This window comes from Azospirillum sp. VT-I1, assembly GCF_055698305.1.
Genome location: NZ_CP168804.1, coordinates 399,502 through 417,667, shown reverse-complemented (window position 1 = coordinate 417,667; position 18,166 = coordinate 399,502). Strand labels below are relative to the sequence as shown.

General features: G+C 66.2%; 14 protein-coding genes. 5 read left to right on the top strand and 9 right to left on the bottom strand.

What is annotated here, in order from left to right:
- Window positions 1-141 precede the first annotated feature (141 nt).
- A complete protein-coding gene (locus AB8P05_RS24170) occupies window positions 142-2,199 on the bottom strand; it encodes a sensor domain-containing protein (RefSeq protein WP_455174863.1) in 2,058 nt (685 codons plus the stop codon).
- Between the two features lie 545 nt (window positions 2,200-2,744).
- Window positions 2,745-2,933 carry a zinc-finger domain-containing protein gene (locus AB8P05_RS24165; RefSeq protein ID WP_455174862.1) on the bottom strand — a complete coding sequence of 63 codons (189 nt, stop codon included), beginning with the start codon at window positions 2,931-2,933 and terminating at the stop codon, window positions 2,745-2,747.
- Between the two features lie 179 nt (window positions 2,934-3,112).
- Here AB8P05_RS24165 and AB8P05_RS24160 point away from each other — a divergent pair, with 179 nt between their 5' ends.
- From AB8P05_RS24160 to AB8P05_RS24150, 3 genes are all read left to right on the top strand, one after another.
- On the top strand, window positions 3,113-4,111 hold the full coding sequence (locus tag AB8P05_RS24160; RefSeq protein WP_472760731.1) for an ABC transporter ATP-binding protein: 999 nt from the start codon (window positions 3,113-3,115) through the stop codon (window positions 4,109-4,111).
- A gap of 64 nt (window positions 4,112-4,175) precedes the next feature.
- Window positions 4,176-5,093 (top strand): alpha/beta hydrolase, encoded by a 918-nt coding sequence (locus AB8P05_RS24155; RefSeq protein WP_472760730.1) that lies wholly within the window; start codon window positions 4,176-4,178, stop codon window positions 5,091-5,093.
- 292 nt (window positions 5,094-5,385) lie between these two features.
- The gene (locus AB8P05_RS24150) at window positions 5,386-5,634 is read left to right on the top strand and encodes a hypothetical protein (protein ID WP_455174859.1); all 249 of its coding nucleotides are present in this window, start codon (window positions 5,386-5,388) and stop codon (window positions 5,632-5,634) included.
- A gap of 198 nt (window positions 5,635-5,832) precedes the next feature.
- Here the strand turns inward: AB8P05_RS24150 and AB8P05_RS24145 are convergent, their stop codons facing one another.
- On the bottom strand, window positions 5,833-9,153 hold the full coding sequence (locus AB8P05_RS24145; protein WP_472760729.1) for a maltotransferase domain-containing protein: 3,321 nt from the start codon (window positions 9,151-9,153) through the stop codon (window positions 5,833-5,835).
- A 212-nt stretch (window positions 9,154-9,365) separates the two neighbouring features.
- Between AB8P05_RS24145 and AB8P05_RS24140 the strand changes: the two genes are divergently transcribed.
- Entirely contained in the window at window positions 9,366-10,208 is an 843-nt protein-coding gene (locus tag AB8P05_RS24140) for a polyphosphate kinase 2 family protein (protein WP_472760728.1), read from the top strand.
- Between the two features lie 28 nt (window positions 10,209-10,236).
- Here the strand turns inward: AB8P05_RS24140 and AB8P05_RS24135 are convergent, their stop codons facing one another.
- Complete coding sequence (locus tag AB8P05_RS24135; protein ID WP_472761179.1) at window positions 10,237-10,908, bottom strand: aspartate/glutamate racemase family protein; 672 nt, start codon at window positions 10,906-10,908, stop codon at window positions 10,237-10,239.
- 109 nt (window positions 10,909-11,017) lie between these two features.
- Window positions 11,018-11,266 carry a hypothetical protein gene (locus AB8P05_RS24130; protein WP_455174856.1) on the bottom strand — a complete coding sequence of 83 codons (249 nt, stop codon included), beginning with the start codon at window positions 11,264-11,266 and terminating at the stop codon, window positions 11,018-11,020.
- A gap of 282 nt (window positions 11,267-11,548) precedes the next feature.
- Here AB8P05_RS24130 and AB8P05_RS24125 point away from each other — a divergent pair, with 282 nt between their 5' ends.
- The gene (locus AB8P05_RS24125) at window positions 11,549-13,099 is read left to right on the top strand and encodes a hypothetical protein (RefSeq protein WP_472760727.1); all 1,551 of its coding nucleotides are present in this window, start codon (window positions 11,549-11,551) and stop codon (window positions 13,097-13,099) included.
- A 28-nt stretch (window positions 13,100-13,127) separates the two neighbouring features.
- Here the strand turns inward: AB8P05_RS24125 and AB8P05_RS24120 are convergent, their stop codons facing one another.
- The 4 genes from AB8P05_RS24120 to AB8P05_RS24105 form a co-directional block, all read right to left on the bottom strand.
- Window positions 13,128-13,871, bottom strand: a complete 744-nt coding sequence (locus tag AB8P05_RS24120) for a LuxR C-terminal-related transcriptional regulator (RefSeq protein ID WP_455174854.1) — start codon at window positions 13,869-13,871, stop codon at window positions 13,128-13,130.
- Between the two features lie 189 nt (window positions 13,872-14,060).
- Entirely contained in the window at window positions 14,061-14,657 is a 597-nt protein-coding gene (locus tag AB8P05_RS24115) for a sensor histidine kinase (RefSeq protein WP_472760726.1), read from the bottom strand.
- Entirely contained in the window at window positions 14,573-15,574 is a 1,002-nt protein-coding gene (locus tag AB8P05_RS24110) for a PAS domain S-box protein (RefSeq protein ID WP_472760725.1), read from the bottom strand. Before AB8P05_RS24110 ends, AB8P05_RS24115 begins: the two co-directional genes overlap by 85 nt.
- Window positions 15,575-15,761: 187 nt before the next feature.
- The gene (locus AB8P05_RS24105) at window positions 15,762-18,029 is read right to left on the bottom strand and encodes a CheR family methyltransferase (protein ID WP_472760724.1); all 2,268 of its coding nucleotides are present in this window, start codon (window positions 18,027-18,029) and stop codon (window positions 15,762-15,764) included.
- Window positions 18,030-18,166: the final 137 nt, after the last annotated feature.

Sequence of the window (18,166 nt, the reverse complement as noted above, 5' to 3'; positions counted from 1 at the left end):
GTCTCGGCGGGGCGAAATAATGTGTCTACTTAAGGTTCGCACCCTAAACGTAAAGGAAACCCTACCACTATCGAAATTTCGCGAACACCGTCGCCGGTAGCGCGGATCGGTTGCGGCGTTCGGAACCGACCGCAGTGCCCCTCAGGCCGGAACCACGCTGTTGCCGAGGAAGACCTCGAACTGGTCGACCGGCAGCGGCCGGCTGATGAGGAAGCCCTGGATCCGGGTGCAGCGCTGCTGGCGCAGCATGTCGGCCTGCTCCTGCGTTTCCACCCCCTCGGCGATGGTGTCGAAGCCCAGGCTTTCGGCGAGATTCACGATGGTGCCGACGATGGCCGGATCGGTGGTGGACTTGACGATGTCGCGGACGAAGCTGCGGTCGATCTTCAGCGTGTCGATGGGGAAGCGCTTCAGATAGGCCAGCGAGGAATAGCCGGTGCCGAAATCGTCGATGGACAGGCGGACGCCGATGTCCTTCAGCCCGTTCAGGATGGTGACCGCCTTCTCGATGTCGCCGATCATGGCGCCTTCGGTCAGTTCCAGCTCCAGCCGGCCGGGCGGGATGCCGGCCGACTCCACCACGCTGCGGACGAAGCCGACGAGGCGGGCGTCCTGGAACTGGCGCGGCGACAGGTTGACCGAAACGGACGGAATCGGCAGGTCACGCCGGATCCAGTCGGCCAGCCGGCGGCAGGATTCGATCAGCGTCCAGGCGCCGATCTCCCAGATCAGGCCGGTTTCCTCCGCCAGCGGGATGAACTCCGCCGGGCTGACCATGCCGCGGATCGGATGGCGCCAGCGGATCAGCGCCTCCGCCCCGATGGTGCGGTTACCGGCAAGGTCGATCTTGGGCTGGAAATGCAGTTCGAACTCGCCGCCGCCGGTGGCCCGGCGCAGGTCGCTCTCCAGCCCCAGGGTGAAGCCCGACCGCTCGCGCATCCCGCCGTCGTAGAAGACGTATTTGTGCTCCGGGTTGCGCTTGGCATGGTACATGGCCAGATCGGCGTTGCGCAGAAGCTGGTCCGCCGTTTCGCCGTCGTCGGGGTAGAAGGCGATGCCGATGGACGCGCCGCAGAAAAGCTCCTGATTGTGGACGGCGAAGGGCTCGTCCATCGAATAGAGCACCTTTTCCACCAGCCGCGCGCCGGCGGAACGGTCGGCTGCGTCGGGCGCGACGATCAGGAACTCGTCCCCGCCCAGCCGGCCGACGGTGTCGGTCATGCGGGTGCAGTTGCGCAGGCGCCGCGCCACCAGCTTCAGCAGCTCGTCGCCGGCATGGTGGCCCAGCGTGTCGTTGACCTGCTTGAAACGGTTGAGGTCGAGGAAGGCGACGGCGACCTTGCTCTTGCTGCGCTGGGCGCGGACGATCGCCTCCTCCAGCCTTTCGCAGACCAGCCAGCGGTTGGGCAGGTCGGTCAGCCGGTCGAAGCTGGCCTGATAGCGGATCTGGTGTTCCTGCGACTTGCGCTGGCTGATGTCGGCGATGGTGAGGACGTAATGCTCCAGCACGCCGTTGGGCGCGCGGACCGACGTCACCGACAGCGCGGCGGCGAAGGCGTCGCCGGAATGGCGGAAGCTGGTGACCTCCCCCTGCCAGCGGCCGGACTGGCGCGCGGTGGTCCAGATGGCGTCGATGAAGTCGCGCTCGTGCGAGCCGGGGGCGAAGAGGACCAGCGGGCGGCGCAGCAGCTCCTCCCGCTGAAAGCCGGTCATGATCTCGTAAGCCGGGTTGATCGCCTGGACGGTCAGTTCGGGATCGACGATCAGAATGCCGTCGGCGACGCTGTCGAACACGGTGGCGAGCAGCCGGATCTTCTCCTCGTGCTGCTTGCGCTCGGTGATGTCCTGGACGGTGCCTTCGTAATAGCGGATGCGGCCGGCGGTATCGCGCACGCAGCGCGCGCTCTCCGAAATCCAGATGATGGAGCCGTCGCGGCGGAAGACGCGCGCCTCGAAACTGTGGACGCGGTCCTGGCGGGCCATCAGGTCGGCGAACGCCTCCCGCTTTCCGGGATCGACGTAGAGCTGGCAGGCGATGTCGGTGAGGTTGGCGATCAGGTCGTCCGGCGAGGCGTAGCCGTAGATGTCGGCAAGCGCCGGATTGACCCGAAGGTAACGCCCATCGACGGTGGTCTGGTAAATGCCCTCGACGGCATTTTCGAAGATGCTGCGGTACTGCTCTTCCGTCTCGTGACTCATTGCCCGCGCCTCATCCGACGCCAATCCCGAACCGCCTGGAAACAACATAAGCGTACAACTCAAACAACGATTGTGGAATCTCCACCTTTCCGCAATGCGGCAAAGTAGACGCCGGCCCGACGACGCCCGTCAAGCGTCATCGCCGATACTGTGGCATAGTACGAAGGGAAAATATAACAAAAAGGTAACCCATCCTGTCCCATGAGCGCGGACAGCGTCGGCACCAAGTGGCAAGCCTTTGAAAAAGAAGGAATGTTTAATCGGGTTGTATTGAAAATCTGAAAGACTTGGCAAGTGGCAGGGGATGATGCCTCCCGGACGGCCGCTCAAAGTCATTCTTAGACGAATGGTCGATTTTTACTCACCGCTGCACAGTGCTTGAGCAGTTACGGTCCCGGACATCAGGGGAGCTGCCGTGGCGCCGAGCGGAGACAGCGGCCCCGCCGGCCGGGCCGCCCGTGAAGCGGGGCGGCGCGGCCGAAGGTTGGCCAACGGCCGGGGGGATCGGTGGACCCGATCAGTGGACCCGGCTCAATGGTCCTCGATCAATGACCGTGGGCGACCTTGGCACCTTCCTTCAGCTTGTAGATGCGCGAGCAGTAGGGGCATTCCACCTTCCCCTCGCGATCCAGCGTCAGATAGACCAGCGGATGGCCCAGCGCGCCGCCGCCGCCGTCGCACCCGACGGTCGAGGTTTCAACAAGGATCGTCTCGGTCGGCTGCATGGCAGTCATCCTCTGTTTTGACAGGCGCGCCGGTTCACGCCATCGTGGACACGCCCGCTGTCCGGGCCCCCGTTCAGGGTTCCGCGCGCGCGGGCCGGATGATACCCATCGCGCGCCGCGGATCAACGGGGGAAACCGCCGGATCGCCGGGCTTTTTCACCAACCGCAATCATCATGGTTCAGGATCAATGGCTGCGCCCACCGATACCCCCACCCCCGTCTCGCTCCCGGCCAACGCGGTGGAGCTGCGCGGCCTGACCAAGATCTACCAGCCGACCGGAAAGGCGGGGCCGAAGCATGCGCTGAAGGGCATCGACCTCGCCATTCCCCGCGGGTCGCTGTTCGGGCTGCTCGGCCCCAACGGCGCCGGCAAGTCGACGATGATCAACATTCTCGCCGGCCTGGTGAACAAGACCGGCGGCACCGCCAGAATCTGGGGTCACGAGGTGTCGGAGCAGCCGCGCCGCGCCCGCGCCTCCATCGGCGTGGTGCCGCAGGAACTGAACATGGACCCCTTCTTCACCCCGCGCGAGATGCTGGAGCTGCAGGCCGGCCTCTACGGCGTGCCGAAGAAGGAGCGCCGGACGGAGGAACTGCTGGACGCCGTCGGGCTGGCCGACAAGGCGGACGCCCACGCCCGCTCCCTGTCCGGCGGCATGAAGCGCCGGCTGATGGTGGCGAAGGCGATGGTGCACACCCCGCCGGTGCTGATCCTGGACGAGCCGACGGCCGGCGTCGACGTGGAGCTGCGCCGCCAGCTCTGGGACTATGTGCGCACGCTGAACAAGTCCGGCACGACCGTCCTGCTGACCACCCACTACCTGCAGGAGGCGGAGGAGCTGTGCGACACCATCGCCATCATCAACCATGGGCAGGTGGTGGCGTGCGAACCGAAGACCACGCTGTTGCGCCGGGTGGACAACAAGGCGCTGTGCCTGACGCTGGAGCGCGACCTGTCCGCAGCCCCCGCCTCGCTGGAAGGCTATACGGTGGAGCTTCCGGAGCCGCGGCGGATGGTCGTCCGCTACCAGCCCAGCCGCCAGCGCGCGGGTGCCATCCTGTCGGCGCTGGCGGCATCCGGCATCGGGATCATCGATGTCACGACCGAGGAATCGGATCTGGAGGATATATTCCTCCAACTGACGGGCGGTGCGCACGGCGAAACAGGGGTAATCCATGCGGCATAGCGGATTGGCGGCTGTTCTGGGGTTGGGACTTCTGCTTGGCGGCTGTGCCGCGGATTTCCAGCCGATGGGAGCGGCCGTCGTCCAGCCGCAGTTGAACGACAAGGTGCTGATCGCCGCCGACGGCTTCGAGCTGCCGATGCGCTCCTGGCTTCCGGCGGATGGCAAGGTGCGGGCCGCCGTGGTGGCCCTGCACGGCTACAACGACTATTCCAACGCCTTCGACGGGGCCGGCCGCGAGTTCGCCGCCGCCGGCATCGCCACCTACGCCTACGACCAGCGCGGCTTCGGCGCCACCCGCGACCGCGGCGTGTGGGCCGGCACGCCGACCCTGGTCAGCGACGCCGGCACGGCGGTGGAGATGGTGCGCAGGCGCCATCCCGGCTTGCCGGTCTACCTGATGGGCGAAAGCATGGGCGGTGCGGTGGTGCTGACCGCGATGACCGGACCCAACCCGCCGAAGGTCGACGGCACCATCCTGGTGGCTCCCGCCGTCTGGGGCCGGCAGGCCATGGGCTTCTTCCCGCGCGCCGCCTTGTGGATCACCTACAATCTTGTGCCGGGCATGGTGGTGCATCCGCCGCGCGACATGAACATCAAGCCGTCCGACAACATCGAGATGCTGCGGGCGCTGGGCCGCGATCCGCTGGTCATCAAGGGCTCCCGCGTCGATGCGCTGGAGGGGCTGACCGACCTGATGGGTGCGGCGCTCGACGCCTGCCAGCAGTTGCAGACGCCATCCCTGGTGCTCTACGGCGCGCATGAGGAGGTGTTGCCGCCGCGGCCGGTGGAACGCGCGCTGAAGGACTTCGAGGCCGGCGGCCGGCATGTCGTCGCGGTCTATCCCGACGGCTATCACATGCTTCTGCGCGACCTGAAGGGCGGGCTGGTGGTGAACGACATCGTCGCCTGGATCGGCAACCCGAAGACGCCGCTGGCGAGCGGCGCCGACCGCGCGCCGCGGGCTCTGCTCGCCGCCAAGTGAAGGGCGGAAAGGGCGAGGACGGGGACAAAGCTGCGACATGGTGACATAGGCCGCCGCAAGCGATACGGCCTGCCGGATTGTCATCCGCGATTATTTCGCCGCAGGCCCCTGGTCAGGGCATTGGGAATGCTAATATTATCGGGCACGCCTACTCGAAGGACGCAGATGTGCCAACGGTCGCTGCAGCCAAAGGTGTAGTACCCGTTAGGACCAAAGCACCTCTGCCCCTTTCGGCGGTTGAAGGATAAGGTACCGCACAGGCGGACACCGAATGTCCCCGTTGGGAGGAACCATGCACAGCGTCGAATCCCAGGTTACCCCGTCCGGTGCCCTTCGCACCGGCGGCACCGCGACGATTGCCCAGACGACCATGACCTCTACCCTGGATGTTCAGGACATCGCCGACCGTTACGGTTGGACGACCCCCATGGCCCGCTGGTGGATGGCCTTCGCCGCCTCCTCCGTCGGCCACAAGCCGGACACGATGATCGCCTTCCTCGACAAGACCGTCGGCGGCGTGACGATGATCCGCCGCCGCTGATCGGTGCGTGGAGCGAATTGATAAAAGCGGCCCTGCGGGGCCGCTTTTTTGTGCCTGCTTTTTATGGTGGAGTTAGACCCCCACCTATCCTCCCCCGCTGGGCGGGGAGGGACTGCCGCTACTTTTTCAATCGAGTACTTATCCCCTCCCCCGCCCAGCGGGGGAGGGTTAGGGTGGGGGCAAACCGCCCCACAACCCTCACACCCCCGGCGGTACGATCCGCCAGATCGCCGCGGGGTTGCGGTGGGGATCCAGCCAGACATGCTGGAACTTGCCGATCCAGGTGAAGCGGTGGCCGCTGAACAGGTCCTCCACCTGGACATGGGCGCCGTCGGGCAGGCCCAGTTCCCACAGCGGCACCTCGATGGTCCCGCCATGGCCGTTGTGGGGGTCGAGGTTCACCGCGATCAGGATGACGTTGTCCTTGGCCGCCGTCATCTTGCCGTAGAGCAGGATGTTGTCGTCGAAGGCGTTGTAGAAGCGCAGGTTGGTGAACTGCTGCAGCGCCGGGTTCTCGCGGCGGATGCGGTTGATGGCGGTGACGTAGTCGCGGATGTTGCCGGGCTGGTTCCAATCCCAGTGGCGAACCTCGTACTTCTCTGAATGATTGTACTCCTCCTTGCCGGGATAGGCTTCCGCCTCGCACAGCAGGTAGGGACCATAGAGGCCGTAGACGCCGGCCAGCGTCGCCGCCAGCACCGCCCGCATCATGTGCGCCGGCCGGCCGCCCTGGGTCAGGATCTTCGGCAGGATGTCGGGGGTGTTGGCGAAGAAGTTGGGGCGCATGTACTCCTTCGATTCACTCTGCGTCAGCTCCGTCAGATACTCGGTCAGCTCGGCCTTGGTGTTGCGCCAGGTGAAGTAGCTGTAGGACTGGGTGAAGCCGACCTTGGCCAGCCGCTTCATCAACTTGGGCCGGGTGAAGGCTTCGGCCAGGAACAGGGCGTCGGGATAGCGGTCCTGCACCTCGCGGATCATCCATTCCCAGAAGGGGAAGGGCTTGGTGTGCGGGTTGTCGACGCGGAAGATGCGGACACCCTCCTTGCACCACATCAGCACCACATCGCGCAGCGCGTACCACAGGTCCGGATAGGACTGGCGGTAGAAGCTGACATTGACGATGTCCTGGTACTTCTTCGGCGGATTCTCGGCGTAGCGGATGGTGCCGTCGGGCCGCCAGTAGAACCAGTGCGGATGCTCCTTCACCCAGGGATGGTCGGGGGAGCACTGGACCGCGAAATCCAGCGCGATCTCGATGCCGTGCCGCTTGGCCTCGCGCACCAGCCGGCGGAAGCTGTCGAAATCGCCGATCATGGGGTCGATGGCGTCGTGCCCGCCCTCCTCCGCGCCGATGGCGTAGGGCACGCCGGGATCGTCGGGGCCGGGGTTCAGCGTGTTGTTCTTGCCCTTGCGGAAGGCGCGGCCGATGGGGTGGATCGGCGGAAAATACAGCACGTCGAAGCCCATGTCGCGCACCATGGGCAGCAGGTTCACCACGTCGTCGAAATTGCCCGGCCGCGACGGATCGGGCGAAGCGGAACGCGGGAAGATCTCGAACCATGCCGAATAGGCGCCGGCGGTGCGGTCGACATAGACTTCCAGCTCGCGCACATAGCGAGACTTGTACTGCCGCTCCCCATACAGCGCCATGACGCGGCGCGGTTCGTCCGACAGGGCGTAATCGATGGCCTCGCGGCCGGCCAGCGCCTGCATCCGCTCGATGACGGCCTCCAGCGCGGCACGCCCGTCACCATGGTTCAGGTCCAGCGCCTGCTCGACGAAGCGGCGGCCCTCCACCAGCTCCAGGTCGACGACCATTCCGGCATCGACCTTCTTCTTGAAGTCGGCGCGCCAGCTCTCCCAGACGTCGCGCCACGCCTCGATGCTGTAGGTGTAGCGGGCGTTGCGGGTCAGCGGCACGCGGCCGACCCAGCGGTCGTTCTCGTGGAAGCGCATCGGCGCCTCGCTCCACGCGTCGTCGCCGTCCGCCTTGTACATGACCGACGCGGCAAGCACGAAGGTGCCGTCGGTGTAGATGTCGGCCCACACCTCCATCACGTCGCCGACCGCGCGCTTGATGGCAAAGCGGCCGCCGTCGAGTTCCGGATAGACATTCTCGATGGTCATGCGGCCGGCGGCGATGGAATCCATCCATTCCCGCTCCTCCACGTCGTGGAGTTCGATCGCATGGCTGCGGGCGGCCCGGGCGCGGAAGACGCGCAGTTCCATCGGGCGCAGCGTCATCGGCGCACCCGGCTCCATCGGCAGCGGCTCGGCTTCCGGAGTCACGTCCTCGAACGCCTCATAGGTGCCGCCGGTGGCGGCCAGGATGGGGCCGACGTCCAGCGTATGCGGCCGGTTCTCGTCCGGGTTCAGCACCAGGATGGCGCAGCCGTCCGGCTGGTCGAGCGCGGCTCCGTCCACCTGCCGGATCAGCCCCAGAACCGGGCTGTGGGGCGAGGTCACGCGGCGCTGCGGCCCTTCCACGTTCAAGGCCGGGGTGGCCGCCTTCATGGCGTTGACGGCACCGATGAAGCCGGTCAGGTCCAGCTTCGGCTGTTCCCAGTCGGCGGGGCTGGTGCGCACCACGTCCAGCTTGCGGGTGAAGCCGTATTCGAAGCCGACCGGCATCATCACGCCGGTGGAGAAGCTGGCGGCGAACAGGTAATGCATCTTCATCTGGGCGGCCAGCCGCACCGCGTCCTGGCTGCCGACCTCCGCCGCAAGGCGGTCGGTGTCGTGGCTTTCCGGGAAGGCGATGGACGGAGCGATCCAGCGGAACTCCTCATACTGGTCCAGCAGCCAGTCGGCCTTGAAGTCCCACCATTTGGCGCTGTTGAACAGGAAGTCGAAGCCGGCGCCGCACAGCTCGCGCACCTGCTCCACCGTGCAGCCCAGCGTCTCGGCGAAGAACTTCACCTCCGGATTCACGGCGTGGGCGGCGTCGATCAGGCTCTTCCACACCTCCGCCGGAACCTGATAGGCGGCGTCGCAGCGGAAGCCCTTCACGCCCAGCCCGATGTAATGGCGCAGATAGTCGGACCAGTAGCCGACCAGCCCGGCGCGCGAATCTGCCCGGTCATATTCCAGCGAGGCGAGGTCGCCCCACACCGTGACATGCGCCGTGTTGTTGGGATCGACGGCACCCGGACGGTGCAGGTCGCCGTCAGCGCCGCGCTTGTACCAGTCGGGATGGCGGTCGACCAGCAGCGCATCGCGGGAGGTGTGGTTGATGACGAAATCCATCATCACCGACTGTCCATGCGCCCCGGCCTCCGCCGTGAAGCGGCGCAGCAGTTCATCGTCGCTTTCATGCGACCCGCCGCGGAGCGCATCGTGCAGCCGGTAGGGGTCCTTCACCGCGTAAAGGCTGCCGGAGAATCCGGGCTGGTGGATCGGGTTCAGGAAGATCCAGTCGAATCCCATCCCTTGGATCCGCGGCAGGTGCCCGGCCCAATCGCGCACGGGACCCGCCAGGGTCGGAAACAGGTTGTAGATGCGCGGTCCGGCGATGCTCATGGAACCCCCTTACTTGGCCTGCTTCTCCGTTGACAGCCCGCCGGTCCCGTTGTGGGATCAACCGTACGGGGTGTGCTCCTCTCCCCAGCGGAGGCACCCGGACCGGCGCCACGGCCGGCACATGCCCCCGCCGGTCAACCCGGCGGGGCGGTGAAGGTTCCGCCCGCCGCGCGCGACACACCAACCAAACCTTCCAGAACAGGATGCCCCGCATGGCCGAGAAGCCCGGCAAGGTCGCGAAGATCCGCCTCGGTAAACTGGACCAGAACAAGGCGCGCTACGACAGCGCCGAGGAATACGACCGCCGACTCGGCAAGCTGCAGAAGGAGCTGCTGCACATCCAGCAGACCTACTGGCATGAAAAGCGCCGGGCCATCGTGGTGTTCGAAGGCTGGGATGCCGCCGGCAAGGGCGGGGCAATTCGCCGCATGACCGAGCCGCTCGACCCCCGCGGCTTCCATGTCTGGCCGATCTCCGCCCCGACGGCGGACGAGCAGAGCAAGCACTACCTCTACCGCTTCTGGACCAAGCTGCCGGGCGCCGGCACCTTCGCCATCTTCGACCGGTCCTGGTACGGCCGCGTCCTGGTGGAGCGGGTGGAGAAATTCGCCAGCAAGGACCAGTGGCACCGTGCCTATGATGAGATCAACGAGTTCGAACGGCTGCTGACCGACGACGGCGTGCGCATCGTCAAGCTGTTCCTGCACATCACCCCGGAAGAGCAGCTGGAGCGCTTCCGCGAGCGGATGAAGAACCCCTACAAGCGCTGGAAGCTGACGGAGGAGGATCTCCGCAACCGCGCCAAATGGGACGACTACGTGAAGGCGGCGGAGGCGATGTTCGACAAAACCTCCACTCCCCACGCGCCCTGGCATGCGGTGGAGGCGAACTCCAAATGGTACGCCCGCATCAAGGTGCTGGAGACGGTCACCGCCGCCTTGAAGGAGGGTGTCAACATCGCCCCGCCCCCGGTCGACAGCAACGTCGCCAGGATGGCCGCGGAAGTCCTGGGCATCCACCCCGACCTTGCCGGCGTGGGCCAGTCCAACGGATAAGCGCCGGGGAGAGCGGTGGAGGCTGGGTCTACGGGATGGAAAGAGCCAGTTCCACCGCGGCTTCCGCATGGATCGCCGTAGTGTCGTAGAGCGGCACCGGGCTGTCCTCCGGGCCGACCAGCAGCATGATCTCCGTGCAGCCGAGGATCACCGCCTCCGCCCCCCGCTCGACAAGGCGCGCGATGACGCCGCGGTACGCCTGCCTGGACGCCTCCTCGACACGGCCCTGCACCAGCTCGTCGTAGATCACCCGGTGGACGGTGGCGCGGTCCGCGTCGTCGGGGACCAGAACCTCCAGCCCATGCTTCCGCACGAGCCGGCCCTTGTAGAAGTCCTGTTCCATGGTGAACGCGGTGCCCAGCAAGCCGACGCGCCGCAGGCCGGCGGCGCGGATGCGCTCCGCCGTGGGATCGGCGATGTGCAGCAGGGGAAGGCCGATGGCCGCCTGCACCTGATCGGCCATGCGGTGCATGGTGTTGGTGCAGATGACGACAAAGTCGGCCCCTCCGCGTTCCAGGCGCCGGGCGGCGTCGATCATCAGGGCCGTCGCGTCGTCCCAGCGGCCGGCATGCTGGAGCGCCTCGATCTCGGCGAAGTCGAAGGACCACATCAGGCAGCGCGCCGAATGCAGACCGCCCATCCGGTCGCGCACCCGCTCGTTGACGATGCGGTAATATTCGGCCGAGCTTTCCCAGCTCATGCCTCCGATGAGGCCGATGACCTTCTGTGCCACGCTGTTCCACTCCCCGCCGGCGATGGTGCCGGGCGGAGTTTGCCCGCGCCGGAGGATGCCCGCAACCGGCCGGTGCTCAGTAGGCGCCCAGCGAATGGGCCAGGGCGGTGAACTCTTCCGCCACCCAGCCCTCCCGCTCGATCAGGTATCCCATCAGATGCTTCAGCACCGCCTCGCAGGCTTCGGCGCGGTCGGCATCCGACAGGCCGGCGCCGGCCAGACGGGCGACGACGTCATCCACGGCCTGCTGGGCCTTGCTGGTGTCGGCGTGGCTCATGACGGGAAACAACCTGAGGGTGGTGTCGGCGATCTGTTGCGGGACCATGGGGCCGCCTTCATACTGGACGCGTTGCCTGTCCTGATAATGGCCCCGCAACCGCTGGGCGGGAAGGAGCGATTTAGCGCTTAAATGAAATAAATTTAGGCAGCATTTGATACAACTCGTTTCAATATCCTCCGCAGCGGCCGGGGTCCCCCAACGGTAGCTGCCCCCGCCCCGCCCTGCGACGACGCGACACAGCTCGACAGAATATGTCACTACATATCAGTGGCAATATTAAATGCTTGTACCTAAAATTACGTCGATTCAGCAGCGCCCGTGAATGCCATGGCCGGCCGCCCCAACCGCAGCGCCTCCCTTCAGACCGTCCCGCTCCACGCTGCCGAACCCGATCCGGCGGCGGTCAGCCTCGACAAGGTCAAGGCGATCCTGGCTCCGCTCGACCGCGCGCAGAAGTCCAAGCTGTTCGAACTGGTGCAGGCCGGTCATCTGGAAGACGACCAGATGACGGTGGAGGTCGGGCGCCTGATCGTCGCCATGCTGAACGGCCCGCGCACCGAACATGCCCGCCGCATCTGGACCGGCTGGTTCGACCCGGTGATGCTGCGCACCGATGCGCTGATGCTGGCGGAAACGCGGCCGCCCGGCTGCATGCATGTGGTCGATGCCAGCGCCTGGTGGTTCGCCCTGCTGCCGCACCTGCGCGAACTGGCCGGCCGAGTGCAATCCGACATCGCCGTGAGGGCCAGCGAGCATCCGCTCGACGCCGTCCTCGCCTCCCCCGCCGCGGCCGATTGGGCGGAGGAGCTTCGCGTCCGGTCGCTGGCGGTCCTGCGCCAGCGCGGCGGGGCCGGCACGCTGCTGGCGACCGCCAACGCCGAACGGATCACCCTGCTGCGCAAGCGCGGCCTGACCAGCGTGGCGCCGCTGTCGATGGGCGATCTCGCCATGCTGGACGGGATGCTGGACCATGCCCCGGCCTGGCGCGGCGCGGTGCGCCCGCGCGACACCATCGGCATCCTGCACAGTGTGTCGGAGATGGCGCAGCAGGCCGGAACGCCGGACGGCGCCCTGTTCTTCGCCCTGTCGCTGGTGAACGGATCGCGCGATCCCGATCAGACGCTGGCGCTCTACGGCCTGTTCCCGAACTCGCCCCTGACGGAGGCGGCGGTGGGCCATGTCCAGTTCGCCTGGCAATGCCTGCGCCAGAAGCTGGAGGACCTTTATCTCGGCCGCCCCGCCCCGCCGCAGCTGACCGCCGGCGAGACGGTGGACCGGCTGCAGGAACGCGCCTTCCGCTGGTACGACGCGCTGCAGGGCTTCGGGGTGGAGCGCGGCGGCCGGAATTGGGCCGCGGTGTCCGCCGCCGTCGGCCGCGTCACCGGGCTGGTGGAGGGGGAAGTGGTGCCGGTGCTGAGCCATCGCCTGCTGACCCTGAACGCCAGCTCCTCGGCCCGGCCGCTGATCGAGCCGGTGCGCTTCATCAACGGCTTCAACCACCGGCTGCGCCGCCGCGGCATCGCCGCCTCCACCAACCCCTGGCTGACCGCCATCGGCGACCATCTGGCCGGCCTGTTCCGCCAGATCGGCAGCTATGGCCGGGACGACGCGCTGTCCGCCATGGCCGACCTGTGCGAATTGGCGGAGGAGACCGGCTACCCGATCGAGGTCACCGCCATCGACAAGACTCTGCTGGCCATCGTCGAGCGGGCGCTGCGCGACGGCCGCGAACTCAATGCCGGGGAAAGCCGGCTGATCGAACGTGTGGTCACGGTCGCGACGGAAGAGCGGCGCAAATGCCGCTGGTGGGTGTCGGGCGAACTGATAAGCCTGCTGGACGCCGCCCAGCAGCGCGGGATCGGCCCGACTGCGGCATAGGGACGGCGTCGGTGGACCGCGGTTGGGATCAGGACTGCAGCTTGATCCCCGCACGCATGGTGGCGAGCGCCAGCTGGGTGCGGTTGCGCACGCCCAGACGCTGCATCACCGTACGCAGATGCACTTTGATCGTGCCTTCCAGAACTCCCAGGGCGCGGGCGATCTCCTTGTTCGACTGGCCTTCCAGAAGCAGCCGCAGCACCTCGCGCTGGCGGTCGGTCAGGCCGTTGACGGCGTCGAGGTCCGACTTCGCCGGCACGGCGGCCGTCATGGCGATGCGCACCGGTCGGCCGTCGCGCGCGGCCGGCGGCGCCGGGGCGAAAATGCCGCCTTCCAGCACGATGGGAAGCGCCTGATCCAGAACCACCCCTTCGCAACCCTTATGGACGAAGCCGCGGGCGCCGGCCCGGATGCAGGACGCGATGACGTTGCCGTCGGTCGCCCCGGACACGACGATCAGCGGCACGTCGCCCGCCGCTTCCAGCATGTCCGCCAGACCGCAATGCTCGTCGCTGTCGCCCATCTGCAGGTCGTAGAGAATGGCGGTGAGGTCGCTTTCCGACCGGGCCTTGCGCATTGCCTCGGCCAGCGATCCTGCCTCCACGATCACGGCGCCCTCGTAGCGCTGCTTCAGGGCCAGCGACAATCCGTAGCGGACCAGGGCATGGTCGTCGACGATCAGGAACTTGAAGGGATCGTCGGACGGGCCCCGGCGGTCGGAAACCGGTTCCAGCTCCGCGGAGCCATGGACATGCTGAGCATGATGATCCACGTTTGTTCCCTTTCATTGATCCAAAATACCGACACCCTTCGAAGAACGGGGCAGCATCGCAACCTTAGTGCCAACAGAGGGGCAGGTTGAACCATCCCTTCCGTGAACCTAAAGGTGCATGGGGATAGTTCCTGCGCAAAACGAAGGTGAGGGGCCGAAGGTGAGGGGCCGGTCCCGCCCGCCGCCGTCTCAGCCGGCGGGCGCGGCGCCTGCCCTTCCCTGTCCGGTACTGGGCTTTGGCGCAAGCGGGACCGTCACCGAAAAGACGGACCCCCGCCCGGGCCAAGAGCGCACGGCGATCTGATGGTTCAGGCGTCTGGCCAGCCGCGACACGATCGCAAGCCCTAGCCCGACACCGCGCGTCTGATCGCGGTCGCGGTTGTCGAGTTGGCGGAACTCCTCGAAAATCGTCCTCAGGTTGTTTTCGGCGATGCCGGGGCCGGTGTCCCACACCTCGATGCACAGGTGTTTTTCGCCGTCGGCATCGGTGCGACGGCGGCAGCCCAGCAGGATTCCGCCGCCGGTGGTGTACTTCAGAGCATTGGCAACGAGGTTCCGCAGGATCCGCTCCAGAAGCTGGGAGTCGCTAAGCACGGTCTCGCCGCAGGGGATCACGCGGAACCGCAGCCCGCGCATTTCAGCCTGGAGCAAGAATTCGCCGTGGATGACCTCCAGCAGGACCGGCATCTGAACCGGCTCGATCATCGGGTCCAGGGCGCCGGCATCGAGCCTCGCCGTGTCCAGCATGCCCTCCAGCAGGGTGCGGATCGAGACGTGCGCGGCCATGAGCCCGCGCCGATCAGGGGACGCTCGGCCTCGCCCAGGCGGCTGCGCAGCACGTCCAGGAACAGGCCCATCGACATCACCGGCTGGCGCAGGTCGTGGCTGGCCGAGGCGAGCAGCTGAAGCTTGTCGGCGTCGGCGGCCTGAAGACGGCGCAATTCCTCGTTGGAGCGGGCGAGATGTGCGTTGGCCACCTCCATCTGCTCCAGCGCGACGCGCAGTTCCTCGTCCATCGCGCGCAGTTCCTCCATCGAGGCGTGCAGCTCGCTGTCCGACCGGTGGGCCTCCAGGCTGGAGCGTTCCAGCGCGCTCTCGCGCAGGGCCAGACGCTCCTGCACCTCCTCCAGTTGGGTGGATGTGGCGCGGTACCGTTCCGCCAGCGCCGCCAGATCGCTTTGCTGGCGCGCGATCAGGTCGTTCGCCTCGGTCTGGCGCCTTTCCAAATCCTCGACCAGCGTCAGCGCCTGCTCCAGTTCGGCCGAGACACGCTGGAACGCCGATTCCGAACGGTCCTCCTTCAGGTCGTCCGCGACGCAGATGAAATGCTCGGTCTCGCCCGTCGGTCCGATCAGCGGTGTGATGACGAGGCTGCACAGATATTCGGTGCCGTCCTTGCGGCGGTTGACCAGCGTGGCGCGGGAGAACTCGCTTTCATGCAGGTCGCGCCTGATGGTCGCTATCACCGCCCGGTCGCTTCGGGCGCATTGCAGCATGCGGGGCGACCGCCCGATCACCTCGTCCGCCCGGTATCCGGTGAGACGGGTAAAGGCGCGGTTCACGTAACGGATGGTGGGGCCGGGGGCCGCAAGGTTGCAGTCGGTCACGATCACCGCATGGTCCAACCGGTCCCAAAGCGGCTGCACGATCAACGGCCTTGCCTTGGCGGCACGGCCAGCCTTCAAACCATGCGTGTCCGACATGGCACCATGTTCCTTCCAACCTAATGGCTAACTACGGTGCATCAAGCGGTCAGTTTACGCCAACAGATATTCGATTGTCTGAACGATTTGCATCCACCAAAGTTCCGATAATAATACCGACGGCCAGGACTGGATGACTGTTAGACAGGGACCAGACTGCCCGGCCGTTCAGTACCTACCCTTCCGGTCAACCATACGTCGCGTCGGCCCTTTTGCCGTCCAGGCCGATGCGCTGCCGCTCCGTCACGTCATGGGCGAGCACCACCAGGATCGGCGGTTGCTCCTCGCCGAAATACTGCACGCAGAGTTCGACCGGGCGTGCCGAGCCGTCGCTGCGCTCGATCGTCGTCTCAAGAACGATCTCCGCCTTCTCGCCCAGCAGCAGCGGAGCGACCAGTCTGGTGAAGGCGATCGCATCCAGATCCGGCATCAGGTCGTGCAGGGCGATCTGGCGCAAGGCGTCCAGCGAGTAGCCCAGCTTTTCCTCCGCACCCTTGTTGACCAGATGGAAGGTGAAGGTGACGGGGTCGAGGAAATAGACCTCGTTCAGCGATTCCCCGACGATGCGGCCGAGATAGCCGGCGAAGGCGTCTGCCCGCACGCGCTCCGTCACGTCCTCGATGATCAGGACGGCACCGCGGGCAAGGCGGTTGTCGTAGAGCAGCGGGGAAAGGCGGATGCGGCAGTTGATCCGGCGTCCCCGCCGGTCCATCGCCTCGATCTCCACCGGTTCGGCGGGGGTCTGGGTTTTCAGGATGTCCTGAAGCGACCGGCGCAGCGACTGGACCGGCAGGCCGAAGTCGAGGTCCAGGAAAGGCACACCAGTCACCTCCTCGTTCCGCAGCCCCCAGATGTTCTCGCTCCAGCGGTTCCAGGATTGGACGGTCAGGTTGTCGTCCAGAACGATGATGCCGACGTCGATGCTGCGGAGGATCGATTCGGAGTATCGCCGGTATTCCGCGGCCTCCTCGCTCTGCCGCCGCATCTCCTCGTTCGTGACCTCCAGCTCCTCGTTGGTGGAGCGCAGCTCCTCGTTCATCGTCTCCAGTTCCTCGTTGGTGGACTGGAGTTCCTCGTTGGTCGTCTCCAGCTCCTCGTTGGTGGACTGGAGTTCCTCGTTGGTCGTCTCCAGTTCCTCGTTGGAGGACTGAAGCTCCTCGATGGTGGTTTCGAGGCTTTCCTGCGCCGCCTCGATCTCCTGCTGAAGCAGGAAGATGCGACTGGTGTCGAAGAAGCTGAGCAGCGTGGCGAAGGGCTTGCCGTCCCGGCTGTAGAGCGGAGCCACCTCGATGGTCAGCCGCATCGGTTCCGACCCCGGCCGCGTGAAGGACTGGTGTTCGATGCGGACCATGCGGCCGGAATTGCGCACCTCTTCGATCCGGCTCCGCAGTTCGGCCGGCCGGTAGGAGATGTTCAGATCCTGGAACGGACGGCCGATGTCGCTTTCCTCGACCTCGAACAGGCGCCGGGCGTGGGTGTTGGCGAACACCAGCGATCCTTCGGCATTCACCGCCAGATAGCCTGTCGAACTGCTGTCGACGATGCTTTCCAGCAGGCGGGCATGCTGGTTGGTCCGCGGGTTGCCGGCATCGTTGGCCATCGCCAGGCTGCCGCCGGCGGTGCGGCGCCATTCCTGCGGCACCTTGATGAAGATGCGGCTCTTCAGATCGACCGGTTCGAACATGCGCGACCGCGCCAGCTGCGTCTCGGCCTTGCCGAGGAACAGGAACCCGTCATTGACCAGGGCATAATGCAGGCGCGGCAAGACGATGGCTTGCGTGTCGGCTTCCAGATAGATCAGCAGGTTGCGGCAGATCAGCAGGTCGATGCGGGAGATCGGCGCATCGCTGACCACATTGTGGCGGCCGAAGATCACGCATTTGCGAAGCTCGCGCTGGAAGACGTAATGACCGTTGGCCCGCTCGAAATAGCGCTCCAGCAGCGCCTGCGGCACGGACTCCACCTCGCGCGCGGAATAGGTGGCGTGGCGGGCGGTGTTCAGGGCCGCGTCGTCCAGATCGGTTGCGTAGATCTTGACCCGCCGGCAGAATTCCGCCGTCCCCAGTATCTCGGCGAACAGCATCGCCAGCGAATAGGGCTCCTCGCCCGAGGCGCAGCCAACGCTCCAGACGCGGATTGGCGCGTTGCCGCCCTTCCGCTCCAGAATGCGCGGAACGACGTCGCGCCGCAGCACGTCCCAGGACTCGCTGTCGCGGAAGAAGGAGGTGACGTTAATCAGCACGGTGTTCAGCAGGTCGATGAATTCCTGCGGATCGGCCTCGAGGAACGCATGATAGGCCGCAAAGCTGTCGCAGCCGACCTCCTCCATCCGCCGACGGATGCGCCGCTCCAGGCTGGTGCGCTTGTATCCGCGGAAGTCGATCCCGCGGCTTTCCTGGATATGACGGATCAGGTCGTTGAAATCGCCGTCGGGCTCGTCCGTATTCTTCGTCATCGTTCTGCATTGCCACCGTGTGGGGCCGAGCATAATCGCCTGTACCCACTCCGCTCAAGCGGCGCGAGGTCCTAGGCTCCGTTCGTGAATCGTCGGGAGGATGCCCGGAAATATTATGCGCACGGCGCAACGCAGCA

Bases quoted from the DNA above. Each gene is read 5' to 3' on its own strand.
- AB8P05_RS24170 (WP_455174863.1), bottom strand. From the start codon at position 2,199: ATGAGTCACGAGACGGAAGAGCAGTACCGCAGCATCTTCGAAAATGCC.
- AB8P05_RS24165 (WP_455174862.1), bottom strand. From the start codon at position 2,933: ATGACTGCCATGCAGCCGACCGAGACGATCCTTGTTGAAACCTCGACC.
- AB8P05_RS24160 (WP_472760731.1), top strand. From the start codon at position 3,113: ATGGCTGCGCCCACCGATACCCCCACCCCCGTCTCGCTCCCGGCCAAC.
- AB8P05_RS24155 (WP_472760730.1), top strand. From the start codon at position 4,176: ATGGGAGCGGCCGTCGTCCAGCCGCAGTTGAACGACAAGGTGCTGATC.
- AB8P05_RS24150 (WP_455174859.1), top strand. From the start codon at position 5,386: ATGCACAGCGTCGAATCCCAGGTTACCCCGTCCGGTGCCCTTCGCACC.
- AB8P05_RS24145 (WP_472760729.1), bottom strand. From the start codon at position 9,153: ATGAGCATCGCCGGACCGCGCATCTACAACCTGTTTCCGACCCTGGCG.
- AB8P05_RS24140 (WP_472760728.1), top strand. From the start codon at position 9,366: ATGGCCGAGAAGCCCGGCAAGGTCGCGAAGATCCGCCTCGGTAAACTG.
- AB8P05_RS24135 (WP_472761179.1), bottom strand. From the start codon at position 10,908: ATGAGCTGGGAAAGCTCGGCCGAATATTACCGCATCGTCAACGAGCGG.
- AB8P05_RS24130 (WP_455174856.1), bottom strand. From the start codon at position 11,266: ATGGTCCCGCAACAGATCGCCGACACCACCCTCAGGTTGTTTCCCGTC.
- AB8P05_RS24125 (WP_472760727.1), top strand. From the start codon at position 11,549: ATGGCCGGCCGCCCCAACCGCAGCGCCTCCCTTCAGACCGTCCCGCTC.
- AB8P05_RS24115 (WP_472760726.1), bottom strand. From the start codon at position 14,657: ATGGCCGCGCACGTCTCGATCCGCACCCTGCTGGAGGGCATGCTGGAC.
- AB8P05_RS24110 (WP_472760725.1), bottom strand. From the start codon at position 15,574: ATGTCGGACACGCATGGTTTGAAGGCTGGCCGTGCCGCCAAGGCAAGG.
- AB8P05_RS24105 (WP_472760724.1), bottom strand. From the start codon at position 18,029: ATGACGAAGAATACGGACGAGCCCGACGGCGATTTCAACGACCTGATC.